This window comes from Allobaculum sp. JKK-2023, from assembly GCF_034745455.1.
In the GTDB taxonomy this organism is placed as follows: Bacteria; Bacillota_I; Bacilli_A; order Erysipelotrichales; family Erysipelotrichaceae; genus Allobaculum.
This window is the reverse complement of sequence record NZ_JAYERV010000003.1, coordinates 229641-251629: the sequence shown is the minus strand read 5'-3', so window position 1 is coordinate 251629 and position 21989 is coordinate 229641. Positions and strand designations below refer to the sequence as shown.

The 21989-nt window shown below is 44.9% G+C and carries 19 protein-coding genes and 1 other annotated feature; of the genes, 7 read left to right on the top strand and 12 right to left on the bottom strand.

Annotated features, from left to right (window positions below):
- Positions 1–348 precede the first annotated feature (348 nt).
- From U4956_RS01125 to aroF, 5 genes are all read right to left on the bottom strand, one after another.
- A complete protein-coding gene (locus U4956_RS01125; RefSeq protein WP_323088375.1) occupies positions 349–2085 on the bottom strand; it encodes a zinc ribbon domain-containing protein in 1737 nt (578 codons plus the stop codon).
- 15 nt (positions 2086–2100) lie between these two features.
- A complete protein-coding gene (locus U4956_RS14370) occupies positions 2101–2286 on the bottom strand; it encodes a hypothetical protein (RefSeq protein WP_416347404.1) in 186 nt (61 codons plus the stop codon).
- Between the two features lies 1 nt (position 2287).
- On the bottom strand, positions 2288–2695 hold the full coding sequence (locus U4956_RS01120) for a recombinase family protein (protein WP_323088374.1): 408 nt from the start codon (positions 2693–2695) through the stop codon (positions 2288–2290).
- Positions 2696–2882: 187 nt separating this feature from the next.
- Positions 2883–3839 carry a TIGR01212 family radical SAM protein gene (locus U4956_RS01115; RefSeq protein ID WP_323088373.1) on the bottom strand — a complete coding sequence of 319 codons (957 nt, stop codon included), beginning with the start codon at positions 3837–3839 and terminating at the stop codon, positions 2883–2885.
- The gene (gene aroF, locus U4956_RS01110; protein ID WP_323091425.1) at positions 3840–4853 is read right to left on the bottom strand and encodes a 3-deoxy-7-phosphoheptulonate synthase; all 1014 of its coding nucleotides are present in this window, start codon (positions 4851–4853) and stop codon (positions 3840–3842) included.
- Positions 4854–5410: 557 nt separating this feature from the next.
- Between aroF and hpf the strand changes: the two genes are divergently transcribed.
- The 5 genes from hpf to U4956_RS01085 all read left to right on the top strand — a co-directional run bounded on the left by hpf (position 5411) and on the right by U4956_RS01085 (position 12888).
- Positions 5411–5941: a ribosome hibernation-promoting factor, HPF/YfiA family gene (gene hpf, locus U4956_RS01105; RefSeq protein ID WP_323088372.1), complete on the top strand. Its 531-nt coding sequence runs from the start codon at positions 5411–5413 to the stop codon at positions 5939–5941.
- Between the two features lie 790 nt (positions 5942–6731).
- On the top strand, positions 6732–7217 hold the full coding sequence (locus U4956_RS01100; RefSeq protein ID WP_323088371.1) for a cell division protein SepF: 486 nt from the start codon (positions 6732–6734) through the stop codon (positions 7215–7217).
- Positions 7217–8122: a YlmH/Sll1252 family protein gene (locus tag U4956_RS01095; protein ID WP_323088369.1), complete on the top strand. Its 906-nt coding sequence runs from the start codon at positions 7217–7219 to the stop codon at positions 8120–8122. The genes U4956_RS01100 and U4956_RS01095 overlap by 1 nt, the downstream gene beginning before the upstream one ends.
- Positions 8117–8327 (top strand) — a binding site (T-box leader). It overlaps the preceding gene by 6 nt.
- Positions 8328–8364: 37 nt before the next feature.
- Positions 8365–11094, top strand: coding sequence for an isoleucine--tRNA ligase (gene ileS, locus U4956_RS01090; protein WP_323088368.1), 2730 nt, complete (start codon positions 8365–8367; stop codon positions 11092–11094).
- A 168-nt stretch (positions 11095–11262) separates the two neighbouring features.
- Positions 11263–12888: a transposase gene (locus U4956_RS01085; protein ID WP_323088133.1), complete on the top strand. Its 1626-nt coding sequence runs from the start codon at positions 11263–11265 to the stop codon at positions 12886–12888.
- Positions 12889–13401: 513 nt separating this feature from the next.
- Here U4956_RS01085 and U4956_RS01080 read toward each other — a convergent pair.
- The 3 genes from U4956_RS01080 to U4956_RS01070 all read right to left on the bottom strand — a co-directional run bounded on the left by U4956_RS01080 (position 13402) and on the right by U4956_RS01070 (position 14743).
- Complete coding sequence (locus tag U4956_RS01080) at positions 13402–13533, bottom strand: hypothetical protein (RefSeq protein ID WP_323088366.1); 132 nt, start codon at positions 13531–13533, stop codon at positions 13402–13404.
- Positions 13534–13658: 125 nt separating this feature from the next.
- Entirely contained in the window at positions 13659–14246 is a 588-nt protein-coding gene (locus U4956_RS01075; protein ID WP_323088364.1) for a zf-HC2 domain-containing protein, read from the bottom strand.
- Positions 14247–14269: 23 nt separating this feature from the next.
- Positions 14270–14743 (bottom strand): sigma-70 family RNA polymerase sigma factor, encoded by a 474-nt coding sequence (locus tag U4956_RS01070; RefSeq protein WP_323088361.1) that lies wholly within the window; start codon positions 14741–14743, stop codon positions 14270–14272.
- A gap of 169 nt (positions 14744–14912) precedes the next feature.
- Between U4956_RS01070 and U4956_RS01065 the strand changes: the two genes are divergently transcribed.
- A complete protein-coding gene (locus U4956_RS01065; RefSeq protein ID WP_323088360.1) occupies positions 14913–15197 on the top strand; it encodes a hypothetical protein in 285 nt (94 codons plus the stop codon).
- A 106-nt stretch (positions 15198–15303) separates the two neighbouring features.
- Here the strand turns inward: U4956_RS01065 and rd are convergent, their stop codons facing one another.
- The 4 genes from rd to tnpA form a co-directional block, all read right to left on the bottom strand.
- Entirely contained in the window at positions 15304–15465 is a 162-nt protein-coding gene (gene rd, locus U4956_RS01060) for a rubredoxin (RefSeq protein WP_323088359.1), read from the bottom strand.
- A 182-nt stretch (positions 15466–15647) separates the two neighbouring features.
- Positions 15648–16874, bottom strand: a complete 1227-nt coding sequence (locus U4956_RS01055; protein WP_323088358.1) for an FAD:protein FMN transferase — start codon at positions 16872–16874, stop codon at positions 15648–15650.
- A 594-nt stretch (positions 16875–17468) separates the two neighbouring features.
- Positions 17469–19178, bottom strand: a complete 1710-nt coding sequence (locus tag U4956_RS01050; RefSeq protein WP_323088356.1) for a hypothetical protein — start codon at positions 19176–19178, stop codon at positions 17469–17471.
- A complete protein-coding gene (tnpA, locus tag U4956_RS01045) occupies positions 19109–19609 on the bottom strand; it encodes an IS200/IS605 family transposase (RefSeq protein WP_323091422.1) in 501 nt (166 codons plus the stop codon). Before tnpA ends, U4956_RS01050 begins: the two co-directional genes overlap by 70 nt.
- 1062 nt (positions 19610–20671) lie before the next feature.
- On the opposite strand from tnpA, the gene U4956_RS01040 reads away from it, so the two are divergent.
- Positions 20672–21982 (top strand): RnfABCDGE type electron transport complex subunit C, encoded by a 1311-nt coding sequence (locus tag U4956_RS01040; RefSeq protein WP_323088353.1) that lies wholly within the window; start codon positions 20672–20674, stop codon positions 21980–21982.
- Positions 21983–21989: the final 7 nt, after the last annotated feature.

Genomic DNA, 21989 nt, shown 5'->3' with positions numbered 1-21989 from the left:
TGTCTGCGAACAGTGTTCGGCATTAGCCGGCGGGAGAAGGGTTAAGATACAAGATCCTTATCTAAGCCCCGCTTTGAGGACCAAAATTCCCCGAAGGGAATCCAAATCCAAATTTTATGGGATACAGCCCAGTATCGCAGTACTGGCATCCCGCATCCCCCTTGCCGACGCAGGACCAGCCTTGAGACTTTGGCACAATCCGAAGATCGTTCCGCCGCCGGCTTCGGCAGGGGGAGTAAACAAATATGCGTTCAAAACTCATATGGGGATTTTCTATGGGTTCGTGCCTGGTGTTCGCACTTGTTTTTGGTTCGTATTTTTTGTGCAGAAAAAACTAATTACGCAGGGTTAGGCAGATTTTGCACTGCTTAACCCTTTTAATGATGCAATAAGGCTGCACACGGTCTGGTTATAACATTCAGATCTTTTTTCATAAAACTGCTGGACCGTTTTTCTTGGAGTCCATTTGGTGATTTCAGGATGATTTTCATATATCCAGACGAGGTTATGGGCGGCGTTGATATCTGCATTGAACTGTCCATGCAGCTTACAACGCGCATTTTCATAATGAGATTTGTCTCTTTGGATTTTGCTTCCGCAGATATGGCAGTATTGGGAACTGTAAGCCTGGTTGACATACGAAGTTTTAATTGACTTCAATCCAGCTTTGTATTCCACTCTTTCCTGCAAGAGGCCATAAATCCAGCCTGACAGCCTGCGGTTTAGTGTTGACCAGGTGCTTGCCTGTCCCCTGATGTCCAGATTTTCCATGATGATGTGCCCAATATCCGAGTCCGCTTTGAGAACTAAGGCAATCTCTTCATTTGTGATTGTCTTTAAATGATCCTGGATTCTCTGGGACTGCCTGCGAAAGCGTTTGTTTCCTCTTCGGTTGTTTTCCTCAATCCGCTTGGCTTTGCGTCTAAGGGCATAGATCTGGTCTTCCAGTTTCTTTTTCTCGTCTTCTGAGCATTTTGATTGCGAATCGTTAAGCAAAAACTGGATCTGGTCTGCTTCTTTTAAGGCATTTTTCCTGCGGTCTCGAATCCGGTTGCGCTGGATTCCCCGCTCGCTGAGAAAATCAGAAGCAGAATAGCTGAACTGCTTGAAGGTTGTATGGTCAAGCGTTTGAGCCGCCTTGCTCTTTTTCTCTTTCAGTTCTTTTTCCTTCTTGGCAAGCTTTTCTTCTTTTAAAGAAGCAGAAGCCATATCATGGGAAGTGCTGAGCAGTGACGTGATTCCCGCATCCATCCCAACCTTTGTCTCTGACTGGTTCGGGCGGTTTCTGACTTCAACCATTCTCTGGAAAACTAAGCATTTCCTGTCCCGGTCATAGACAACAGTAAGATTGCTTCTCGTCTTGCCTGTTTTGGCTGTATAAAAGATTCCTTTCAGTTCAACATTGAATTCTTTCTGGCTGCCTAAGCTGTGCATAGAAATAAAAGTCGTTCCATTTTTATGCTGGATGCCATATCCATTCTTATCGATCTTCATCCATGTATTTTTATTCGTATGAACTGGGTGAAGGTATTGCCTGTATCTTCTTGCTGCGTGGGCAATGAGTTTGTGGAGCCGCTTAGGATCGCATTGCCGCAGATGGCCATTGATCTCTTTGTTTGAAAATTTTTTAGGGACTTCAAACATTCTTTTTTGAAGGATCTTCTTGAAGACTTTGGGAGATTTCGCCACGTACATGACAACTGCCGCTTCATGGGCCGTCATCTTGTAATCTGCATACAGCTCTTCCTGAATCCGCCTGAAGATTTCTTCATCCATAGACTTGCGGTTCGTTACTGCAGAATGCAAAGCCATTGTCCATAGCCAGGATGGAAGCATTCCATCAGGAAAAGCGATCCCAGTTACTTTTGCAACATGAGTCGTGATGTCTTTTAACACCTGCTTTTGCTTGCGCAGATCGTCCCGGATCTTTTCTGCACTTCGTCCATAAGAATTGATGGAACAGGCAATAGGAGAGAGCAGGTTATAGGTTTCCATGTAAGCAGTAAACAAATTCTCGGCGAACATCTGCTGGTCATCATTCAATTTGATTGAAACCATCTGAATAGTTTTCTTCGATTTGCTCATCTGCTCCATCTCCTTTCAACAGCCGTTTACTTTCCTCAATGATTTTTTGTTCTTGTTACTTCTGGAGCCATACAGCCGTCCTGAAAATACAGTAATGATCGCAATCAAGTCATTTGTTAATTCCTGGGCGCTGTTTCTTTCTTCGCCCTGGTTAAGAACTACGATTTCTGTATCCATCTTTTTGGCAATATATTCAATCAACTCAAAGCCAAAACGAAGAAGCCTGTCTTTGTGTGTAATGATAATATGGCTGATCTTTCGGATCCAGTAAAAGATCGATCAGTTTTAAAAGCCCCGGCTTTTTATAGTTCATCCCAGATCCAGTATCATCAATGATTTGATATTTCCAGCCTTGCTTTTGCATATAGATTTCAACCACATCTGCTTGTCTTTCAAGGTCATCTTTTCTCTTTTTGGTTGAAACCCGGCAATAGCCAACGGCCATTCGTTCAGGAAGAGCAGGAGCTTTGCCAATGTACTGGTCCATTTCTTCCTGGTCAAACATGTAGTGTCCGCCAATAGAGCGATGGGCAGGCATTCCATCTTCAATCATTTTGTACAAGGTGTGCCTGGCAACCCCAAGGTATTTGCAGGCTTGTGACGTCTTCATTCTCATGTATTTATAATAACCCATCTATATTCATTGTGGCCTGCTTTTTCCTTAAAAACCCAATATAACCAACTGTTAAAATCCGTTTTACCAGAAGAACTGAAAAAGGTCGTTCACCTTATCTTTCAAAGTTTCGAGAGAAGGTGAACGACCTTTTCGTTTTTAGCCAAATAAGAGCAGGGGGAGATCAGGAGACAAACTTGCCCTGCCAGCTGTCACGGGCTAAAAGCTGCTTATCAATTTCATTGGCAGTTATCGTCTTTTTCATTGTCCATAATGGAGCAATCAGATCACTGGCCAGGCCATCACCAGTTACACGCTCAATGATGATTTCCGGCGGCAGGATTTCCAGCTGGTCACAGACGATCTCCACATACTCTTCCTGAGTCAGTAAAGGGAAGGGTGCTTTTCGATACGCCTGCCCCAGAGCAGAGTTGTCCAGCAGATGGAGCATATGGATCTTGATTGCATCCGGATGGAGTTTAGCCGCAAACCGGGCGGTTTGCAGCATATCTTCTTTGCTTTCCCCAGGCAGACCGTTGATCAGATGAAGGCAGCAAGCCAGTCCATATTTGTGACACAGGGAAGTGGCCTGGAAGGCATCTTGGGGGGTATGGGCAAAGTTCATGGCCTGGACTGTGGCAGGATGGATGCTTTGCAGGCCAAATTCCAGCCAGGTCTGCTTGTTATACTTGGCTTGCATTTGTGAAAACCATTCGGCCATCTTTTGGGTGAAGCAATCCGTGCGGGTGGCAATCGAAATTGCACTCACTTCGGGATTTTCATAGAAGGGTGTGTAGATTTTCTTGAGTTCTTCCAATGGAGCGTAAGTATTGGAAAAAGACTGGAAGTAAGCCATGCCGATGGCTTTGGGCCATTTTTGTCTGGCTCTTTCCAGATTGGTTTCGTATTGCGTTTTCAGATCCTCACCGGCACAGAGAATCGTATCCCCGCTGCCTTCAGACGAGCAGAACCGGCATCCTCCATAGGCTTTGCTTCCATCCCGATTTGGGCAGGTAAAACCGGCGTTGAGGGGAATCTTGGCCAGTTTCTTTCCATATTTCTTTTTCATCGCATACGAGAAGGTATGGTAACGCTTATTGGTATCGGAATAGGGAAAGGGGTTATCAAGAATCTGGTTCATTTAAAGCGTGCGGCCTACAACTTTAGCAATGGCTCTGGCTTTAGTGACCAGTTCTGCATATTTATCCGGTTTCAAAGACTGAGCTCCATCAGACCAGGCCCGGGCAGGATCTTCATGGACTTCAATAATCAATCCATCGGCACCGGCGGCAATCGCGCCTAAAGCCTGCGCTTCCACCAGTTTCCAGTCTCCCGAAGCATGGCTTGGGTCAATGATGACCGGCAGGTGAGTGCGTTCTTTCAGAATTGGAATGACAGCAAGATCGAGGGTGTTGCGGGTATATTTTTCAAACGTACGAATACCACGTTCACAGAAGATCACGTTCGGATTGCCTTCAGACATGATGTACTCAGCCGCCATGATCCACTCTTCAATCGTATTGGCAAGGCCCCGTTTTAAAAGAACCGGTTTATTGGTGCGGCCTACAGCTTTAAGCAGGTCAAAGTTTTGCATATTGCGGGCGCCGATCTGGATGATATCCACGTTTTCGACAAATTCATCAAGTTTATCAATGCTCATCAATTCGGTGACAATTGGCAGACCGGTTTTTTCACGAGCTTTGCACAGCGCTTCAATTCCGGCTGTTCCCATGCCCTGAAAGGAATATGGAGACGTTCTGGGCTTATAGGCTCCGCCGCGAAGCATATCGGCGCCTGCTTCGAGAACTTTGCCCGCAACCGAGCAGATGGCCTCTTCGCCTTCAACCGCACAGGGGCCGGCGATCATGACGATTTTCTGACCGCCGATTTTAATCCCGTTGACATCGACAATGGTATCTTCCGGATGGAACATACGGTTGGCAAGTTTGTAAGGCTGAGCTACACGCTGAACGTTAAAGACAATCGGATTGGCCAGGATCGAACGCTCGTCAAGCGAAGCGGTATCACCGACCAGGCCAAATACGTCATAGTTTTCACCGACGATCTTTGTGATCTTCAGTCCGCGCGACTCAAGAAGGTCAATCAGCTCATTGACTTCATTTTCAGGCGCGGTCTTTTTCAGGGTAATAATCATTTCAAAATCCTTTCCAGCAGATTTCATAACGAACTGCATCGAACTTTCAAAGATGCAGATCCCCCAGACCATTTGAGAATAAAGCTGTCGGTCTGTTTAGAACGCATCAAACGGAACCCGAAAAGAGACAGAGATGAAGTTTTGACAGAAATACTCGCAGAAATGCGAATATTTGCACAGAAAACAACTTTTTTTCTTTTTTTCTTCCTTTTCGAATTTCAAAACCGTGAATGCAAAAGGGGAACATCTCTGAAAGCGTGTCTTTCCTATGATAATCAAAATGAGGACGAAGAGCGAAAGCAAAGCAGAGAAAGAGCTCGTTTTTTGCCGAAAACATCGGCAAATTCGATCAAATCAGAATGAATCAGGAAAACAGAGTTCGCAGATTTACATTCCTTTTCAGAAAACAGAATCCACTGATATGCAAGCAGGTGGTCAGATTTGATGATAAATCGGCCATTTTGGCATATTTTGACGCACCTTTGAATCTGACATACAATAGAGCCATAGTTAAGAGGTTCAAATGGTTGAACCTTTCTGAAATGGAGCGTGATTCTATGAAAATCAACATTGTTGGAATGAATTTTCCTGTAACCCAGGCCCTCGAGGATCGAGTAACCAAAAAACTCAAAGGGCTTGAGAAGTACTTCCTGATTGGCGATGAAGATACTGCCAGAGTACTGCTCACCTCCTATCCGACAAAACAGAAAATTGAAGTCACAATCCCTACAAAATTTGCGATTCTGCGTGCGGAAACTTCTGATGCGGACATGTACAATGCCATCGATAAAGTGATCGAAAAACTTAAAGACCAGATCCGCCGCCAGAAAACAAGACTTGGCTCGAAAAAAGGCACTCCGCTTTACGAAGCATTCCTGGATTATGATCTGTTAGGCGAAGAAGATCCAGACGAAGAAATCGTAAAAACAAAGAGCGTCGTTCCTGAAAAACTCAGCCTGGACGAAGCGATCGCCAAGATGGATCTGCTCGGCCACAACTTCTTCATCTACACAGATGATGAAACCGACAAGATCGCCGTTGTATACCGCCGCAACGATGGCGGTTATGGATTGATTGAAACCGAATAACCGAATTTTCTGCCATACCGGTTCGAACCATCTCCAGGCTCGAATCCACCCTTTCATAAACCCATTCAGACCGGCTGTTTCGACAGCCGGTCTTCAAAATGTTTATAGATTCTGGATGCAGGAAAAGGAGCAGAAGGCTCATGCCAGAGCGGTCCAGTCTGGAAGTGAAGTCAGGAATGTTTACCCTGGCTGCACATTGAGAAAGGATTGATTCAGGACGGATGTTTTTTTCTGGTCTAAAAATTTGAGCATAGATTGTGAACAGCCTGAAACGGATCCAGGATAGTGGAAAAAACACAAAGAAAAAGATAACAGAATACAGAGGTCCACAAAAGAAGAGAAGGCAGGAAGAAAAGAGTGCAGAGTTTTAAACTGAGCGAAAAAGGAAGGAGTGATTCTTACTGTATGCTAAGATTCCTGTCAGGTCTCGGTTTCAGAATGAGTACAGATTGTCTGCCCAGAGAGAGATTCTTGGATGGTGAAGAAAGACTGCAAAAAATGAAAGCTCTATTCATTTCACGTAAGCCTTTTCTCTTTCAAATTTTTATCATACAAAAGGCGGATTCAATTTAACTTTTCAGATGAAAGATTGAATCCCCCGGGCATCTGCAGGCGAATACGATATAATGTCAGTTAGTTCAAATACTCATTTATCGCGACGGAAATCAGGCTCAGCTACAGAAAATGGGAGAAATTGGTTTCTTACGTTTTTTTATTTGGTGTCCCGTTTCTGTTATTTGAGACCATTAGAACTTGTGTTACTATACACCCGACAGAGGAGGTTTCTATCATGGGATTTATGGATAAGCTTAAGGCATTCGTTGAACCAGATGATGAAGAAGAATACGAAGGCGAAGAAGAAATTATTGAACAGCCTGTTAATAGACCAGTAACATCTACTGTCAGTGCAACTCCTAACCGTGTTGTCCCGGCAGCAAATACAAACACATACGAAACAAAAACGCACAATGGACCAGCGCCACTCGATGAAAAAACCAAAATGGTTCTGTTTGAACCAAGAAGCTTTGGGGAAGCAGAAGTCGTTGGTTCCCGCTTAAAAGAGGGAAGAGCCGTTGTGGTCAATCTGCACAAACTGGATCGTGAATACGCTCAGCGTACAATCGATTTCCTGTCTGGTGTCGTTTTTGCGCTGGATGGTAATGTACAGAAGATTGGTCAGAATGTTATTCTCTGCTACCCAAGTGATATCGGCGTGGCCGGATCGATTAACCTTGGCAAAGCAGGCGACGTAGACGAAGAAGACAAAGTCGAATAATGTCACAGCCTTTAACCGGACATGAACAGTTTTCAAAACAGATCTCGAATGGGATTGCCCGTTACGAGAAATCAGGAAAACCGTTCATGACCGGTTTTTTAACGCCGGCCGAGCAGAATCTGGCCGCAACACTTTGCGGCAAAGTAGAACATCGTTTTGAAGGCGGCAGAGCAGGGGCGACCCGAGCAAGACTTGTCGTTGCAAGTGAAGCCGATCTTGAAGAAGACATGGCATGGGATTCATCCTGGAATTTTGACAACTGGGATGAACCGGACTGGAATGAGGCTGCCGCTTTTGAAAATGGAATCGATCCGGATGGGGCAGACAGCTATGGGCGTTTGCATACGCAAAAGGAAGATTCGCCCGCTCAACGGGAAGAAGAGGTGGATGAGCGCTTTGTGGTCGTTTTAAAGTCCGCTTATGACTCCCGCATGAAAACCCTGAGCCATTCGGATGTGCTGGGGGCACTGATGCACTCTGGACTGGAGCGCGATGCGATTGGCGATATTGCGGTCGATGACCAGTCGATTTATGTTGTCTGCCTGCCCAGCCTGAAAGAATACATCGAACAGACCATTACCCGCATTGGCCATGTTCCCGTTGAATTTCACTCCGCTGGCGTGCAGGGAATGCCTGAAGCCAGTTTTGAGGATCTGAAAATCAATACGGCCAGTATGCGAGCAGACTGTATTGTCAGTGCGCTTGCTCATTGTTCGCGAACAGGCGCAAAAGACATGATTTGTCAAGGCTTTGTTAAGGTTAATGACGTGGTTCTTGAATCTGTGAAAACCTTGTGCAATAATGACACCATCTCTGTGCGGCGAGTCGGGAAATTCCGGATTGGGGAACTCGACGGCGTCAGCAGAAAAGGCAGATTGATCGTTCACATCTATAAATATCAATAGGCAATGACAAAGACAGGTCCACCAGAAAAGGATTCCAGAAAGCAGCCGGGTGATGCGAGGCTGTATGAGCGTTCTGATGGGTATCCCTTTGGAGCCGAAAAGGCGAAACTCAGTAGCTTTTTCCGGGAACAGACCGTTATCTGCAAGAGCTTGGAAGTTTAAGCTTCAAAGAATTAAGGTGGTACCGCGCACAGTCGTCCTTTTTGGGACGGCTTTTTTTTATGTAGAAAGGAAGATGCAAAATGGATTATAAAGACACGCTTCAGATGCCAAAGACCAGCTTTGAGATGCGTGGAAATCTGGCTAAAAAAGAGCCAAAATTCCAGCAGCGCTGGCAGGATGAGCATCTGTACGAAAAAATGCTTGAAAGACGAGAAGGGGCTGAACCTTTCGTATTACACGATGGTCCTCCCTATGCCAACGGTGACATCCATTTAGGTCATGCTTTAAATAAAGTTCTCAAAGATGTCATCAACAAATCAAAATTCATGGAAGGTTATCGCGTTCCTTATATCCCTGGATGGGACACGCATGGCTTGCCAATCGAAACCGCTGTAACCAAACTCGGGTATGACCGCAAGAAAATCGGAATTCCTGAATTCCGCAAGATCTGCCACGACTATGCTCTCGAGCAGGTTGAACGGCAGAAAAAAGGTTTTCTGGCTTTAGGCAGCATCGGTGACTACGATCATCCTTACATCACACTGACACCTGACTTTGAAGCCCGCCAGATTGAAATTTTCGGCAAGATGGCTGCGGATGGCCTGATCTATCAGGGTCTCAAACCTGTTTACTGGTCTCCATCTTCAGAATCCGCGCTTGCTGAAGCGGAAGTTGAATATAAAGATGTGACTTCACCAACCATCTTCGTAAAATTCCCGGTCAAAGACGGTAAGGGAATTCTGGGTGCTGACGACTCCTTTGTCATCTGGACAACCACGCCATGGACAATTCCATCCAATCTGGGGATCTCCGTTCACCCGCGATTTGAATATGCCCGCGTCAAAACAGACCAGGGTAATCTGATTGTTCTGAACTCCATGGTTGAAGATCTGATGAAACGCTTTGGAATTGAAAACTACGAAGTGATCCAGATCATCCCAGGTAAAGATCTCGAATATATGACCGCAACGCATCCGTTGTATCCAGAAGTTGAATCGCTGGTTATGGTTGGTGAGCATGTAACGGATGATTCCGGTACCGGTCTTGTTCATACGGCCCCTGGCTTTGGTATGGACGACTTTATGATCGGTAAAAAATATGGCTTGCCTGTATTTGTTAACGTTGACGAACAGGGCCGCATGATGGAAGTCTGCGGACCACGCCTGGCCGGCAAAACCGTTGATGAAGCCAATGGCATCGTCATCGACTGGTTAAAAGAAAAAGACTGCCTGCTCGATCATGAAGACATTGTCCACTCCTATCCACATGACTGGCGCACCAAAAAGCCAATCATTTTCCGTGCTACGACGCAGTGGTTTGCCTCTATCGATAAAATCAGGGATAAACTGCTCGACCAGATTCACTCCATCGGCTGGGTTCCAGCATGGGGCGAAGGCCGTATGCACAACATGATTTCTGATCGTTCTGACTGGTGTATCTCCAGACAGCGTGCCTGGGGGGTTCCAATTCCAATTATTTATGGAGAAGACGGAACTCCATTAATGGATCCAGAAATTTTTGCTCACGTGGCCAAACTGATCGGCGAAGGCGGATCCAACGTCTGGTTTGAAAAAGATGTCATGGACCTGCTGCCTGAAGGCTATACCAGCGAACATTCGCCAAACGGCAAGTTCACCAAAGAAACAGATACCATGGACGTCTGGTTCGACTCTGGTTCCAGCCACACTGGTGCCATGATCGAACGCGGCCTTGGCTATCCAGCAGACCTGTACTTTGAAGGAAGTGACCAGTATCGCGGCTGGTTCAACTCTTCTTTGATCGTAGGAACCGCTGTTTATGGTCAGGCTCCATACAAACAGGTTCTTTCTCACGGATTCGTTATGGACGAAAACGGAAAGAAGATGTCCAAATCGCAATGGAATGCCATGGCTCCATCGGAAATCACTTCGAAATTCGGTGCCGACATTTTACGTTTGTGGGCCTGCTCGGTTGATTACCAGGCGGACTGCTCTATGGGCAAAAAGATCCTCAAACAGGTTTCCGATAACTACCGTAAAGTCAGAAACACTTTCCGTTTCTTAGTGGCCAACCTGGATGAAAACCAGTTCACCAAAGAAGACCTCGTGGATGTCAACACCCTCTCCCGTCAGAACAAGTACATCCTTGCTCTGCTTGATGAAGCTGTAGAGGACTGCGAAAAAGCCTATGACGAATATCGTTTCTCTGATGTTGTCACTTCTCTGACCAACCTGATGACCAACGAACTGTCAAGCTACTATCTCGACTACACCAAAGACATCCTGTATTGCGATGCCAAAGACAGCTGCGATCGTCGACAAGTGCAGACTGTTCTGTATCTGGCTGCTTCCATGCTGACAAGACTCTGGGCTCCGATTCTCGCTCATACCACAGAAGAACTCAACGACCTGATGAAATTCGATGAGGAATCCATCCATCTGGCAAAATTCATCAAGAGTGGTCTTGACCATGATGATGCCAATCTGAAAGCCGATATGGAAGCTGCGCTCAACTTACGAAAAGATGTTCTGAAAGCTCTCGAAGAAGCAAAACGTTCGGGTCTGCTCAAAAAATCCAATGAAGCTGTTCTGCGCATCCATGTCAGTGACGAGCTGAAAAAACAGGTTGAATCTGTCATTACCAACCCGGCTCAGTGGCTGATGGTTTACGATGTTCAGTTCGTTGATGACAACCTGACTCCTTATGAAGTCAGCGAAATCGAAGTCACTCATGCTCCCGGTCATGTCTGCCCACGCTGCTGGAACTACACAGAATCCGAGCACGAAGACGGACTTTGCGATCGCTGCGCTGCTGTGCTTGAAAAAGCATAAGGTTCAGAAGGATATTAAACAGTTAACCTTAGATAATCAGGAAAGTAGAAGCACACTGTCTATTTTTCCAACAAACCCTTTAAGCATCAATTAAATTTCATATCTTCCTCGGTAGAACTATACTAAATGTGCTTCTACTTTGAAGCATAGAGGAGTGTGCTTCTACTTATGGCTTATATCAAGGTTCAGAAAATCGTTCGTGATGCTGAAAATAACATAGTCTCTGGGTCCGCGGCCATTGTTAAGTCTATTTATGCGCCAGAGAGGAAAAACCATTCTGCTCAACAGGTTTTAGAACGTCTTGGCAAGGTGATTTCACTTGCTGAGGATAAGAAATCCGGGGTTTTTCTTTCTCCAACACGTGGTTTAGTTCACTATAACGTGACTACGGATACTTTTTCTCCTGTTTCAGAAGAAGAAAAAGAGAACCAATGTAAGCTGGTTTTCCCAGAGCCGCAAATTCATACGGTTTTTGGTGACTCATATCTACTTCTACAATTTTTAGAAAAACGTGGCCTGCTGGAGGTTTTCAAAACGGTTTTTCCAAAAAAAGAAGAACTGGAAAGGGTTCTTGCTCATATTCTTCATGGAGTTCTCAGAGATGGATCAAAAATTGGCTGTGATGATTTTCTTGAAAAATCTTATGCATCTTATTTATTTGAAGACTTGCCAATTCAATCCCTACACTCCGATACAGCTTTTTTCTCTTTGCTGGGAAGCGATAAAACCCGGGTGGCATTCTTCAAAGAGTTTATAAAGCTGATGAAGAAACAAAATCCAAAATTTGGCCAGGGATGCTACGTAGACTCTACTCCTCTTCCAAACCAGATTACCAACAACCCTTTTAATGCACTATGCTGCCATGGACTTTCGTCATCTGAAATTCAAATCCGCCTGGTCTTGGTTTTAGACGATGCGACTGGCCTGCCAGTTTGGTATGACATCATTCCTGGCAATGTGCTGGATTTAAGCACGGTGATGAACATTGTCAATGATGTCGCTTCGACTTTGGATATTGAAATTGAATCGCTGGTTCTTGATGCTGGCTATGTATGTGAGCCGCTGATAGCCGCTTTCCATATTGGAAGTTCAAAATCCGTCATCAGCCGGATGCCAGCCAGACGGGGGTACCCGTTCAAAGAACTCTACTGGCAGTTCAAAGACCAGATAAATAAAGGGAAATACCAGTTTGTTCGTAAGGATCACACCTATTTCGGAAGAAAGAAGAAAATCAAACTATACGGAAAATATGACGAATACGCCTACGTTTATGTAGATCAGAACAATGCGCTTTACCACTTTATTGATTATCTTGAAGACCACAAAGATGAGTTTCAAAAGATGAAGGATAAAGACAAGGACTGGATGACTGTCAAATTCGGATATTTTGTTCTTCTATCCAACATCGATACTTCTCCTGAAGATTTGCTTTATCGGTATTTCTGCCGCACTGAGATAGAGACAGTTTTCAAAACCAGTAAAGAATATTTGGAACTGCTTCCTCTTTCAAAATGGAGCGATACAACAGTCAGAGGGAAAATCCTGCACGATATTATCGATACAATCATTCTGTTGCTCGTTCGAAAACAAATGGAAAATACCGGCGTATCTACATCACGATTATTTGGGAAAACCCAATCGTTGATGTGCTGCCTAGGACCTAATAAAAAAGTTGTGATCGAAGTTCCTAACAAGCACGTAAAACAATTTTATAAAATTTTAGATATAGAAATTCCAACTCATCTAAACCTTGATAAGGAACGAAGTAGAATGCGCGGCTATACTCATCTGTAACAGTCATTGATGTGTATAGCTAAACTAGTTTAAAATCCAAAGTTGTGCTTCTACTTTTTCGATTATCTAAGGGTTAATATTTGATCCACTTAGATTGACCGGCCGATTTTCAATTCGGTCTGGCTGATCAAAAAGAGAAACAAGCGATTACCAAATTACTCCTATAATGAGAAAGTGCATCATTCGACTTGATTAAAAGTCTGATGATGCACTTTTTTATTTCTTCGCCCAGGCAAAACTCACCGAAATTCAGTATTCTGATCGGGCAGCTATGCGAAAACTGCAGCAACAAAAAAAACCGAAACGACAGCCGTTTCACATAACGATCGGATCGGGGTGACGATTGTTCATTTTATGTTTTCAATCAAATCTTTGCCGGATGGCTGACCTTCTGAACAGCGATGCCCCAGAGCAGAACTCCATTTTGTACGGCTTCTGGAGTCTGGTCATCGCAGGTTCTTGTCTCCTTCATTTTTCCAGAGCAGAATTGGCCGCTTCAGATGTAGAGCAGTTCTATCCAGCGACAGGATGCAGCGCATTCAAAAGAATCTGGAGTTCAGCTTCCGTAATCAGCCGTCCATCCTGATAAATCAGCTCTTCACCAACACGAATCTCATGGATTGGCTGTGTGAAAGATAGTTCCATCGTTTTCGACTGATCAAAAAGACCGGCGCCTCCATAAAGATCCACGGCATAGATTCCATTTTCAACTTCTTGAACAGAACTGGACAGAAAACCTTCCTTTGGGCTGGTTGTTTTCAGTTCCAGCGTCAGTTGATTTTTTCAGATTCGTTCTGGCTGGCGATATAGACATCATCTGCATTCATCCTGACATTCTGATAGCTGCTCCAGGCAAGAATACTTCCTAATGCAAGACAGAATACCAGCAGGATAGTCAGAAGAATATGATTTCTGCGCATTGCTTGATGTGTTTTTTTCAGAGCGCAGGTGAGCGCATGATCGGCCAAGGAAGACTGAATTTTTGGTTCAGCTTCCTGCAATGTTCTGAGCTGAATCGTACAATCAGGGCAGCTTTCCAGATGCGTCTCAATGAGCAAAACGGATGCAGGAGTGGCAAGCCCTTCTGTATAAAGCGGAAGCAGGTCATGGACGATCTCACAGATGGAATCCTGTGGATCAGCTTGACCTGGCTTCTTGTCTGCTGGAAGCGCAGGAAGAATTTGAGCTTTGTCTACAGCTTCCATCCCTTTTTGAGCAGTGTCATCGACTGATGATGAAACACTGAATGTCTGATCCGGATCCTGATTTGGTTCTCCTTCGTTTTTTGGATGAAGGACATTCTTTTGGATCTTATTCTTTTGATCAGCCGATTGAGTATTCGATGGTGATCGATTCATTTTGTTTCTATGTTCTGACGGTTTCACAGGTATTTCCCCTCTTTCTTTAGCCATAAAGCACGCAGTTTTTCTTTGCCTCGGTAAAACATGACTTGGCTCCAGGTGTCGGATCTGCCTAAAATTTCGCCGATTTCTTTGAAGCTCATGGAACAGAAAACGAGAAGATAGATGATTTCCCGGTATGGGTCGCACAGATCATGCAGACAGCTGAAGATGCGCAGATCCCGTTGGTTTGGATCAAAGACCAGCAGTTCTTCTTCGAGAGCAACGGTGTTCTTCTGCTTGCGCATCGCGTCATAGTAAAGGTTTTTTGCAATGGCACAGAGCCATGAAGACAAAGAACTGTTTTCTTTGAACGTATCGATTTTTTTGGCAGCTTTCAGAAAAATATCCTGCATCAGATCTTCCGCAAGGACCGGATTCTGGCAAAGAGAGAGCAGATAGCAATAAACTTTTCTGGAATAGGCCTGGTAGAGCTGCTCTAGATCCTGATTCATTTTTCCTCCTTTCACTGATTAGACGAATTCGATCCCACGTTTGTTACAAAAAAATAAAATTTTTTTCGGGGAGTGGATTTAAAAATGAGCTGATGATCTTTTATCACTCTCTTGATCATCAAGTCAGCCGGGTCAGGATGGGCATCATGGCAGATCCAGCCAGGCCTTGATGGATTCAAAACCAAGTTTGAAGGCAGGGGACAGTATCTGGATTGAGCAGATCAGTCAGGATTTCAGCAAACGCAATTCACTTCAAGACTGCCGCAGCGGCTTTCTTATCTTGGATGTGTCTGCAAAACCAGTCTTTGAATCAAAGCAAAAGAGTCCGGATTTTGACTGCCTGTTTCTGTCTTTATGGATGATGATGTCTCTGGTCCAGAAGAAGGGATCTTCTGAAATCGATAGAAAACCGCAAAACCGCAAAAAGAAACGCTATGGCCTGGCAGCCATATAGCGGAATGAAAACGGTGGATGGATCGAAACTGTTTTCAAAGCATAAAAAAGCCAAAAGAAAAGCCATCGCAATTGGATGGCTTTTATCGGCTTAGAGAACAGGATGATTATTCAACTTTTTCAAAGTCGGATTTAGCAGCACCGCAAAGAGGGCATGTCCAGTCTTCTGGCAGGTCTTCGAATGGAGTGCCTGGAGCGATTCCGTTGTCTGGATCGCCAAGAGCTGGGTCGTATTCGTATCCGCAAAGCGTGCAAACATATTTATCCATAAATTTTTCTCCTTTGATTGCTGCCGCCTCAAGCGGGGCAGCATCGTTTTTGAACAGGACCATTATAGCATGATCGCGCTTTGCACCTTTGAGATTGACCACCTGAGTGGAGGGGAGATTCTGTTCTTTTTCTCTCTTTCAAAGCAGGATACATTTATTATCCCTGCAAGGTTTGAACAGGATTAAGAAGCCTGCTTGGGTTCAACCTGGTTTTTGAGTTTAACCTGGTCTTTGAGTCCGTCGGTGATATAAATATCAAACGCATCAGTGGACAGATCCGGGACGAGATCAACAGTTCCTTTATCGACAATCCAGATCGCATCCAGATCGAATTCTTCACAGATTTTCTGCCCTTCTTCAACGCTTGTGCAGAAAAGAGCGGTCGACATGGCATCGCAATAGGCAGAATCTTCATGGATGACGGTAACCGAACGCATATTCGCTGCCGGATAACCGGTATCTGGATCGACGATATGCGCATAACGGATACCATCGACTTCCATATAACGCTGATAGTCACCAGAAGTGACCAGGCAGGTTGGCTTGCGGTTTCGATAAACAAGCAGGGAATTCGGTTCATCCGGATTTTGAATGCCGACCACCCAGTCTTCATCTTCTGGTTTTTCGCCAATCAGGATGACGTTGCCGCCAGCATTTAAAAAGCCATATTCCAGACCCGCTTCAGTCAAACGGTCGGCGGCCAGCTGAGTGGTATAGCCTTTGGCAATCGCACCAAAGTCCAGTGCAGCTGCTTCGTTGGTCAGCGTAATTGTATTGTCTTTGACAACAACCGCATCCATCGAATCCGGGTTTTTGGCGGCTTCAATGGCTTGGGCATCCGGCAAAGCAGGCGTCTGCGCTCCAAAAGCCTGCTTCCAGAGCATTGTCAGTTTTCCCTGGCTGACATCAAATTTGGAATTGACGCCATGGGCCTTGAGTGAGTCCTGAAGAACTTCAATGACTTTTGGGTCGACTTCAACGGGTGTGTGGCGCGGCGTGTCATTGACTTCTTTGAGGCTGACTTTATCGGGATAGGTATGGAAGGCATCGAAAAGTTCATTGCATTCCTGATACGTGGATTCAATGATATCCACGTACTTGTTGAAGTCTTTTTCGGTTCCGGTAGTCTTGAAGGTTACTGGCGTATCGAAGCCGACATCGGTCAGGGTAATGGAGCGGCTTTTGATTTCATTGCCAGCCCGGTTTGGACTTTGCAGGTAAAAATAGCCGCAAAGACAAAGAACAAGAACACAGCAGGCTAGAACGATCCATCCAGTAATCGATTCGGATTTTTTTGGATCTTTTTTGCTTGTTGTTTTCTCATGGGGCGAAGATGTTTCGTTTTCTTTTTTTTCTTCAATATATATTGAAGAATCTGTTTTTTTATTTTCGGGGGAAGATGGTGTCATATTTGTATCCTTTCATGTTCACTGGTCATGTTCACTGGCTGCGCTGAGGGTTCTGGATTTTTTTGCAGATCTTGAAATGGGGGAAGATCTGAAACGATCAGCTGGATTTTCCTGGCCTGGAAATCTGGATGGATCTTTTTTTCAGGAACTCCATCTTTCAAGAGCTTCAGAAATTATGAATATTCTGGTCATTGAAACTGGCTGGTTTGTCAGCAGGAGCAGGGAAAGGCCAATATATAAGAAATTCATTCAAATCGCAATAGACCGCAATCTATCGGGTCATGCGTAAAAATCGAGAGTCCACAAACAACTCTGACCAAACCCCACCGCAAGCGGTGGAGGTTCCAAGACGATAAACATCTTGAATTTATGAACAAAGCACCTGAGCAGACAGGACAGTGATCAGAACGACAAATGAGTCTTTTTGACATGAGGCAAATGAGACCTCCTGCGCTATCATGTCCCGGTGTGCCAGAACCCTTTCGGGGCCCGGACGAATCCAGGTTGTCCCAGTTCAGAAATCCGGAAAAGCCCTTCTTTCTTTGAACTGCACCATGGTCAGTGGTTTGGTAAAACGTCTAAAGCATCCGACAATTAAATACCAGAATTCAAAATATGCATATGATTCGTTTTTGCGTATTGGACAAAAGCGTCTGAAGCCTTCTTTAAATGTTCGTAATTGGCAATGCACAGACTACGGTCTGCACAGGAAAAATCGTTGCTGGCATTAGCCAGAAGAAAAGCGGAATATAAATCCCTTGGAATTCTCTTTCCATCGCTTAATACAGCTGTCCTTTCCGACAGCTTTTTCTTTTTATAGCTGTCATCCGTATGATCGTACTGGCTGGCCCGAAATTTACCAGGAACGGTGTGAAAATTGGAACCATAAGCCGCTTTGGCAAGTGCGAACAGCGTGCCTGGCGCACGACGGTTGATACTCCTACCAAAACGTTTTTTACGCTTATATCTGCCAGTCTTCTCATTGATTTCAGCTGGTCTGGAGCTTCTTTTGGCAAGCTTGCGAGCATTGGAGGGTTCTGTGACAAGAACATCTCCCATAGAAAGCAGAGTGTTGACTGTCTGTTTATGTACGTACTCTCTTGTCAGGACGAGCTTGCGCTGTTCTTCTTTCAGATGGTTTTCTGTTTGGCGCATTCGCTTTGATTTTTTCCATTTTCTTTTTGGGATGCCGCATTTGATCGTACCGTCTTCATTGTAGTGTTCAGGATTGCCTGCTCTTCTCTGACGATCCAGCTTTCGTTGCAGAGTGGCAATGTGTTTTTCTTTTTTTGGATAGTAGTTCTGATTTCGTTCTCCAAGATTGATAAAAAGAACGTCTTTTCCTGCAGAATAGGCAGCCGCTGACTGGGTTCCTAAATCCATTCCGACTACGCCTTTGCCATTGGAATGGCGTGCAGAACCATCCTTTCGAATTTTATTGACTGGTTTTCCTTCGATGGTGATGATGGCAAACACACGCAGTTTCCCTCTGATCTGCTCACATTTAATGGATACATAGCAGGGGCGGTAAGTATCCTGGGCGATCTGGGTCTCCTCCCACTTTCTGGCATAGAAAATCTCATTTTCAGGATGCTGCATAAAAGAGCGGATTCGATACAGTTCCCGGCGCGCGAAAATGTCATTTTTTCTGATCAGCAGGTTCGCATTTGTGCATACCCCTTTCATGCTTACGGTCAGCCGTGGCTTTCCGTCTTTTTCTGTCAATTTGAGCATGATGGCCCGATCTACCTGTTTTCCTCGCAGAACCGGAAGATCACCCCGTTTTTTAAAGTGCAGATGCTTCCCCTCAGAGTAAAGAACTTTTTCGACACCAGACCAGACGTCTTCAGCCACAGTAAGCGCAATCTGAGCGTTCAGTTTTAAATTCTGATAGCGGCTTTGCGTATAGCGGCGAAGATCGTCGAACGTAACCCGCCACTTCTTTTGATCTTCTGCAAGAAGCTGACTGACTGCTTCACGGTCCTGATCCTGCTGCTCCTGTTCCTCTTCTGTTGTAACCTTTCGTTCCATGACTTCTTTATACATGGCAAGATGTGCACGGTAGGCTTTTGTGCGGAACAGGTCTTTCAGGCGTTTTGAGATCCACCCTGTCAGATCGTTGGAAAGGATTCTGGCATTATTAGCCATATGAAAAGCATGACGCTTCTCGTCTTCGGTCAGTGCCAGCTCCAGCTTCAGAGTGTGTCTGGCTGTATGCTTGTGATGTTCCTTGATCAGCTTTTTATCCGCATCGGATAATTCAGCTTTAGCCTGAGCAGCTCTGGAATTCTTTGTTCTGGACATACGCGTTCTCCTTTCCAAGTGGGTTCTGATGACTTTCTTTGATCTTCGATATATTTTTTTATGGTTTCAGCTGAAGCATCGCCTGTGGTGGCAATAAAATAGCCATTGCTCCACAGCCGTCCACACCTTTGATAAAAATGTTTTAAATCGGGATAGGCTTTAAACAGTTCTATGGCGGAAATGCTTTTAATCGTCCAGGCAATATCGGTTAGTGCCGCTGTCTGAGGAGCGGATAAGAAAAAATGAATATGGTCGGGCATGACTTCCATCGCCTGTATTTCGTATCTGTAGCGGTCGCAAATCTTTTGGAGAATTTCTTTCAATGTCTCATCCACACCATCTTTCAATACCCTGAACCTGAATTTGGGACAGAAGATCAGATGGTACCTACACAGATAGGTTGAATGTGACGAATGCCTGGATTTATTCATCTGGAAGCTCGGATTTTCTTTAACCGCTCTTCGAATCAGATCATGCCATTTTAAATTATGCTTTTCTTCAGCAGCCATAATTCGGGCCAGGTTTTCAAGCAATTCTTTCCAGACTCTGGGAAGACTGATATTAATCTGCATATTCTGCGATATTCTGCGGCTTTGCATCCTTTGACAAAGTGCTTTCCATTTCTATATCTATTGTATATCAGACGCAAAAAATGCGCAATGCAAAAACTGAAAACGCATTCATTTTATTTGTACATCATTAAGTCTCAAAAGCATCTTTCAGAGGGCTTTCATCCCCATGGCAAGCCATGGGGTATTCGCCCTAGCTTGATAACCTATCGCTCTGGCAGTCTAAAGCATCAGCGTCTGCCCGGATTATGGTGTTCAAATTGGATCCTGACGAATCGAAAGGAAACCCACAGAAAGCCTCCAGAAGGATGAACAGATCATGAGCAGTGAGCAAATCATGAAAGAGAGGGAGGAAAAGGAAGAAAAAGAGGGCGGAAGAGGAAGAAAAGAAAAAAGGGAGAAACTTCATTGTCTGGACGGGGAAACGCCCGCGCCTGAACTTCGGGAAAAATATGCCTGAAAAATAGTTTTCAGACTGAAACATGATGACAAATTATAGAAAATCGATGGAAAAAGAATGAAGCAAAGATAAAATGCGCGGATTTACCTGTTTGTTAACCGAAATTTCACTAAAACAATAACGATTTTTCAGAATCTTTTAATCTTTTGTAGTATTTCCCAAAACCATAAGCCATAATAATCCGGGTTAACTTTCGATTTGCGCGAGGATAAAAAATACGCTTCGAATTGTGATGAGAGTTTCTTATGATAAGGATTTCCGACATTCGTAAGCCCCTCCATTTTCCTTGGCAGAGCTAAACCATCTTCCGCTTTTTCTTATGGGAAAAATCCGCCCTGTTATGGGATTGGATTGCGGAAGTCATGCTATTTTTGGGTAAAACAACCATGGATTATGGGCCAAAATTGATTTTAATGGGATGCCTGCCTAAAATTGAATCGATTGTAACTGAAAGGAAGAAGAGTATGTCACTTTTATTAGGGCCAATGTGTCAGCACATTCCTGGTAAAAAAGGTTTGACAGATCACAGCGACGTGAAGAGACTCATGCCAGCCAAAGAGGTTTATATTCCTCTGTTTGCCGGCAACAATACTCAGATCGAACTGCTGGTTTCTGAAGGCGATCATGTCTTTATCGGCACCCGCCTTGCCAATACCAAATCCGCCTTTCCGGTTCCTCTGTACTCCAGTGTATCCGGAACGGTTAAAGGAGTTACCAAACGTCCGCACAACAGCCTAAAACCACAGCAGCACCTGGTCATCGAACTTGATGAGCAGCAGGAAGCCATTCAGGCTTTTCCACCTATGGACTGGCACAATGCAAGCCATGATGAACTGGTTGAATTCGTTAAAGAATCCGGAATCATCGGTCAGGGTGGCGCAGGCTTTCCAACTTACGTAAAGTATCAGAAAGTTGAAAACATCAACACTCTGGTCATCAATGCCGTTGAATGTGAACCTTACATTACAGCGGACTACAAATGTGTCATGGACTATCCGGAACAGTTTGTCCACGGTGTCCGTATTCTGCAGAAAATGGCTGAAGTGGATACCGTTCTGATCGGTGTAAAAAAGACCCATCCAGATCTGATCAACACCATCCGCGAAGAAATTAACCGTGAACATGCGGCGGGCATTGAAGTTCGCGAAGTCCCGGATGTTTACCCAATGGGTGGTGAACGGACTCTGATCCGCACCTTGCTTAAGCGAGAATACAAGCGGCTGCCTGGAGAATGCGGCGTGATTGTCAACAATGCCAACACAGCCATTCTGGTTGCCCGTGCCTTTGAAATGGGACAGGCCCAGGCCAAGAAATATGTTACTTTCTCAGGCGAAGGGCTGAAGTATCCGACAAACGTCCTGGTTCCAGTTGGCATGTCGGTAGCGGAAATCCTCGAACAGATCGGCGGCTTTGTTGAAAAACAGGAAAGCCTCAAGCTGATTGCCGGCGGTCCTATGATGGGAAAAACTATGGTCAGCGATCAGATCGTGATCGACCGCGCCATGAACGCCATTACTGTTCTGAAAAACCACGATGAAGAAGAAATGACGTGCATGCGCTGCGGAAACTGTACGCAGCACTGTCCAATCGGTCTGCAGCCTGTTCGCATTGCCAATGCGGTGAAGATGAATGATGCAGAAGAAATGGAAAAACGTGGTGCCATGCAGTGTATCGAATGCGGTCTTTGCACTTACGTCTGCCCAAGCCACATTCAGGTCACTGAAAATGTTCGAAAAGCTAAACGAACATTAATGATGAAGGCCAGAAAGAAGTAGGAGGGAA

Excerpts from the sequence above, each read along its gene's own strand:
- U4956_RS01125 (WP_323088375.1), bottom strand. The coding sequence starts at position 2,085 with ATGAGCAAATCGAAGAAAACTATTCAGATGGTTTCAATCAAATTGAAT.
- U4956_RS01050 (WP_323088356.1), bottom strand. The coding sequence starts at position 19,178 with ATGTCCAGAACAAAGAATTCCAGAGCTGCTCAGGCTAAAGCTGAATTA.
- U4956_RS01085 (WP_323088133.1), top strand. The coding sequence starts at position 11,263 with ATGGCTTATATCAAGGTTCAGAAAATCGTTCGTGATGCTGAAAATAAC.
- U4956_RS01070 (WP_323088361.1), bottom strand. The coding sequence starts at position 14,743 with ATGAATCAGGATCTAGAGCAGCTCTACCAGGCCTATTCCAGAAAAGTT.
- hpf (WP_323088372.1), top strand. The coding sequence starts at position 5,411 with ATGAAAATCAACATTGTTGGAATGAATTTTCCTGTAACCCAGGCCCTC.
- U4956_RS01040 (WP_323088353.1), top strand. The coding sequence starts at position 20,672 with ATGTCACTTTTATTAGGGCCAATGTGTCAGCACATTCCTGGTAAAAAA.
- U4956_RS01115 (WP_323088373.1), bottom strand. The coding sequence starts at position 3,839 with ATGAACCAGATTCTTGATAACCCCTTTCCCTATTCCGATACCAATAAG.
- U4956_RS01055 (WP_323088358.1), bottom strand. The coding sequence starts at position 16,874 with ATGACACCATCTTCCCCCGAAAATAAAAAAACAGATTCTTCAATATAT.
- rd (WP_323088359.1), bottom strand. The coding sequence starts at position 15,465 with ATGGATAAATATGTTTGCACGCTTTGCGGATACGAATACGACCCAGCT.
- tnpA (WP_323091422.1), bottom strand. The coding sequence starts at position 19,609 with ATGAATAAATCCAGGCATTCGTCACATTCAACCTATCTGTGTAGGTAC.
- U4956_RS01120 (WP_323088374.1), bottom strand. The coding sequence starts at position 2,695 with ATGAAGACGTCACAAGCCTGCAAATACCTTGGGGTTGCCAGGCACACC.
- U4956_RS01075 (WP_323088364.1), bottom strand. The coding sequence starts at position 14,246 with ATGAATCGATCACCATCGAATACTCAATCGGCTGATCAAAAGAATAAG.
- U4956_RS01095 (WP_323088369.1), top strand. The coding sequence starts at position 7,217 with ATGTCACAGCCTTTAACCGGACATGAACAGTTTTCAAAACAGATCTCG.
- U4956_RS01100 (WP_323088371.1), top strand. The coding sequence starts at position 6,732 with ATGGGATTTATGGATAAGCTTAAGGCATTCGTTGAACCAGATGATGAA.
- U4956_RS01080 (WP_323088366.1), bottom strand. The coding sequence starts at position 13,533 with ATGGAACTATCTTTCACACAGCCAATCCATGAGATTCGTGTTGGTGAA.
- U4956_RS01065 (WP_323088360.1), top strand. The coding sequence starts at position 14,913 with ATGGATTCAAAACCAAGTTTGAAGGCAGGGGACAGTATCTGGATTGAG.
- ileS (WP_323088368.1), top strand. The coding sequence starts at position 8,365 with ATGGATTATAAAGACACGCTTCAGATGCCAAAGACCAGCTTTGAGATG.
- aroF (WP_323091425.1), bottom strand. The coding sequence starts at position 4,853 with ATGATTATTACCCTGAAAAAGACCGCGCCTGAAAATGAAGTCAATGAG.